General features: G+C 62.3%; 4 protein-coding genes and 1 pseudogene. All 5 read right to left on the reverse strand.

What is annotated here, in order from left to right:
* Nucleotides 1-153 (reverse strand): annotated as a pseudogene (locus tag EN906_RS39035) (cell division protein FtsA); the annotation flags it as partial.
* Nucleotides 150-1091 (reverse strand): cell division protein FtsQ/DivIB, encoded by a 942-nt coding sequence (locus EN906_RS25440; RefSeq protein ID WP_127270941.1) that lies wholly within the window; start codon nucleotides 1089-1091, stop codon nucleotides 150-152. The pseudogene EN906_RS39035 and the gene EN906_RS25440, both read right to left, overlap by 4 nt.
* On the reverse strand, nucleotides 1079-2005 hold the full coding sequence (locus tag EN906_RS25445) for a D-alanine--D-alanine ligase (protein WP_127269283.1): 927 nt from the start codon (nucleotides 2003-2005) through the stop codon (nucleotides 1079-1081). Before EN906_RS25445 ends, EN906_RS25440 begins: the two co-directional genes overlap by 13 nt.
* Nucleotides 2006-2452: 447 nt before the next feature.
* Entirely contained in the window at nucleotides 2453-3418 is a 966-nt protein-coding gene (murB, locus tag EN906_RS25450) for a UDP-N-acetylmuramate dehydrogenase (protein WP_027034937.1), read from the reverse strand.
* On the reverse strand, nucleotides 3415-4037 hold a 623-nt coding region (locus EN906_RS25455), incomplete at its 5' end, for a cyanophycin synthetase (RefSeq protein ID WP_281060458.1). The genes murB and EN906_RS25455, both read right to left, overlap by 4 nt.

Raw genomic sequence — 4037 nt, forward strand, 5'->3', positions numbered from 1 at the left:
GATCCGGTGCGAGCGGCCGCGCAGCAGCTTGCCGTCATCGCATGGCTTCAGCTTGGCCACCATGCAGCAGACCTTGCTCGAACCGACATCCAGCACCGTCAGGGTGCCGGACCGGCGCGACGCGGCATCGCCAGGACCGCCAAGCCAGTTCATATCTTCGTCTCCGGCTTGCGCTTCAGGCTCTTGGGTTTCTCGTTGAGGGCGGCTTCGCGCTGCGTCGCCGCTTCCGCCGTCAACTGCACGACCAGCCGGTCCGTCAGGCGCATGTCGACGGCGGCGATGTCGCGCGACAGCAAGCCGTTGTCATGATCCATCTTGACGAGTTCGGCGAGCGCCTGTTCCTCGTCATCCTCGGGAAGCTTGATGGTGATGCCATTGTCCAGCTTCAGGTCCCAGCGCCGTTCGCCAACACGGATATAACCCTTGATCCGGCTCGCGAGCTCGGGATATTTCTCGACCTTGGCCAGGAAATCGGGCGCGCTCGCCGGCGCGCCGATGCCGATCAGCAGCGGCAGGAGCGCCTGCTTGCCGCCCGAGAACGGCGCGATCATGGCGCCATTCCGCTCGATGACCGAAAGCGCGTCACCCTGTTGCCAGAGCGCGAAAGCCTCACGCTCCTCGACGCGCACTTCCAGAGTATGCGGGTAGACCTTGCGGACGGCCGCGACCTCGATCCACGGCAATGTCGCAATTCGTTCCCGCGCGGCCTCGGCATTAAAGCCGATCAGCGACGTCCAACCGTCGAGTTCAAGCCTGTCGAGTATGTCGATTTCCGAGGTCTGGCGATTGCCGACCACCTTGACCTGATCGACGGCAAAGCCGGTACGGGCGGTGATGCTCTGCACGATACCCTCGACATGACCGCCGAGATAGGCGCCATAGGCACTGCTCGAGAAAATCAGCACGGCCGACATCATGGCCGCGGAAAAGCGCGGCGCCTGGAATTCCCCGACGCCCAGGCGCGCCAGAATGCGCACCGGGCGGCGCAGCATGCGCGGCAGCACGAAATGGCCCGACGACAATGGCAGGCCGAACAGCGCCGGCCCCGCCGCGCCCCTCTCCCAACCTTGTCTCCATTTCAACGCAGGCACGAAGCGTCCTCCACCATCCAACTCAACAAATCGCCAAACGAGTGCCCGGCCTGGGCGGCGATTTCAGGCACCAAGGACGTCGGCGTCATACCCGGCTGGGTGTTGACCTCGAGCCAGACAATCTCGCCGTTTTCGGAATGACGATCATCGTAACGGAAGTCCGAACGGGAAACGCCGCGACAGCCGATCGCTTGGTGAGCCTTGAGCGCCAGTGTTTGTATTTTTTGGTAAATATTCGGTGAAACTTTTGCGGGGCATTCGTGCTTTGATCCCCCGGCGACATATTTTGAATCATAGTCATAGAAGGAATGGCCGGTCGGGATGATCTCGCAGACCCCCAGCGCCACATCACCCATCACCGCGCAGGTCAGCTCCCTGCCGTGGATGTAGCGCTCAACCATGACGGTATCGCCATATTTCCACTCGGACGAGCCGATCACCTGCGGCGGATGCGACTGGCCTTCATGTACGATGACGACACCGAAGCTCGAACCCTCATTGACCGGCTTGACCACATAGGGCGGCTTCATCGGGTGCTTGTTCTGGATGGCGAAGCGGCTGGCGACCTTCGATTCGGCGATCACGATGCCGACCGACTTGGCAACCCGCTTGGCCTGCTCCTTGTTCATGGCCAGAGCCGAAGCGAGCACGCCGGAATGGGTGTAGGGAATGCCGAGATATTCAAGGATGCCCTGAATGGTGCCGTCCTCGCCAAAAGGGCCGTGCAGCGCATTGAAGGCGACATCGGGCTTGAGCTCGGCAAGCACGGAGCCGACATCGCGCCCGACATCGACACGGGTGACCTGGTAGCCTTCCTTCTCGAGTTCATCGGCACAAGCCTTTCCCGACGAAAGAGACACGGGCCGCTCGGACGAAAAACCACCCAGCAAGACGGCCACATGCTTGTTTTTCATTCCCCGGCATCCCCTCTCTCACGGCGGACCAAAACCAGATTTTCCGCAACATTGAGTCAGAGTCTCCCGGCAGGTTGCCCCCCCCAGACGGAAACCGCTGAAAACGCGTCGAACGACTCAAATCAGGAAACGCTTTCGAGCAGAGAATCAGAGAGTTGATTCACTGGCAAGTGCTTACGATTCCGAGAGATTCACTTTCTGAGAAAATGGATGCGAAAAGCGTGTCGTTGAGTCTTTGCGGCAACGGTCGCGGACCGTTTCGGCCTCGTTGAAGTTCATGCATCACATGAACTTCAACTCGCGCGAAGGTGTGTTGGGATTCAGGTCAGGCCGAGTCGAAAACGATGGCTTTCGAGAACCGGAGCGGAGCGTACTCAAAGTACGTGAGCACCGGAAGCGCAGGAAGCCGTCGTTTGCAGGCCGGCATCACCTGAATATCAACGCACCTTAAAGGAGCTGCCCGAGAAACTCCTGAACTGCATGTCCCGGCCGGAAATTGCCGATGCGCTTGATTTCCCATTGCAGCCGGATACCGGAATTCTCCAGCACCCGCGTACGCACCGTCTCGCCGAGATATTCTAGGTCGTAGCCGGTCGCAGTTCCCGTGTTGATCATGAAGTTGCAATGCATCGGCGACATCTGCGCCCCGCCGATCATCAGGCCGCGGCAGCCCGCTCTGTCGATCTCCTTCCAGGCCGACGTGCCTTCCGGATTCTTGAAGGTCGAGCCGCCGGTCTTCTCGCGGATCGGCTGCACGGTCTCGCGATGGTTCTGCACGGCCTCCATCGCCGCCTTGATCGCCGCTCTGTCCTCGGCAAAGCCCTCGAACACGGCCGAGGTGAAGATCAGCCCGGCAGGCGCCGCCGAATGGCGATAGGCGTAACCCATATCGGCATTGCTCAGCGTCTGCACATTGCCCTTGCGGTCGAGCGCTCGCACTTCGACGACCCGCTCGCGCGTCTCGACGCCGTTGGCGCCTGCGTTCATCCGCAGCGCACCGCCGATTGCACCCGGAATGCCGTGGTAGAAATGAAAGCCGCCAATGCCGGCCTCGAGCGCCACCGCTGCGACGCGCTTATCGGGGGTCGCGGCTCCCGCCTTGATCCTGATCGGCGAAATCACCTCGGCCTCGCCGAAGCCCTTGGCCGAAAGGCGGATGACAAAGCCCTCGATGCCGCCGTCGCGGACCAGAAGGTTCGAGCCGACGCCGACGACGGTCAGTGGTATCTCTTCAGGAACGGCTTTGAGGAATGCTGCAAGATCTTCCTCGTCGGCCGGCTGGAACAGCACCTCAGCCAGACCCCCTGCACGGAACCAGGTGATCTTGTCCATCTCGGCGTTCGGCGTCAGGCGGCCGCGCAGGCCGGCAAGCCGGTCGCCCAGTCTGTCGATCAGGGCCTGGCCGTGCATCATGAGACGGTCCCGCCAAGCTCCTTGGGCAATGCATAGGCCCATTGGGTGATGTTGCCGGCGCCCAGGAAGACGACGAAGTCACCCGGCTTTGCCAGATCACGGATGACGGGCGCGATCGCCGCCGGACCCTCGATGTAGCGTGCGTCGCGATGGCCGCCGGCGCGGATGCGCGACACCAGCGCGTCCGAGCTGACGCCGTCGATCGGCTCTTCGCCGGCCGCGTAGACCGGCGCCACCATCACTGTGTCGGCGTCGTTGAAGCAGGTGGAAAACTCGTTGAACAGATCATGCAGCCGGGTGAAGCGATGCGGCTGGGCAATGGCGATGACGCGACCTTGGGTGGCGCTGCGCGCCGCCTTCAGCACCGCCGAGATCTCGACCGGATGGTGGCCGTAATCGTCGAATATTTCGACGCCGTCCCACGAACCGGTATGGGTGAAGCGGCGCTTGACGCCGGCGAAGGACGACAGGCCCTTCTTGATCGCCTCGGCCGACAGGCCGAGCTCATGCGCGACCGCGATCGCTGCCGTCGCGTTGGAGACGTTGTGGCGGCCGGGCATCGGCAGGCGCAGGCCTGCTATGACAGTCTGGCCGCCTGTCTTGCGGTCGCGGATCACCA

Source organism: Mesorhizobium sp. M7A.F.Ca.CA.004.06.1.1, assembly GCF_003999135.1.
Classification (GTDB): domain Bacteria; phylum Pseudomonadota; class Alphaproteobacteria; order Rhizobiales; family Rhizobiaceae; genus Mesorhizobium.

Bases quoted from the DNA above. Each gene is read 5' to 3' on its own strand.
- EN906_RS25445 (WP_127269283.1), bottom strand. From the start codon at position 2,005: ATGAAAAACAAGCATGTGGCCGTCTTGCTGGGTGGTTTTTCGTCCGAG.
- murB (WP_027034937.1), bottom strand. From the start codon at position 3,418: ATGATGCACGGCCAGGCCCTGATCGACAGACTGGGCGACCGGCTTGCC.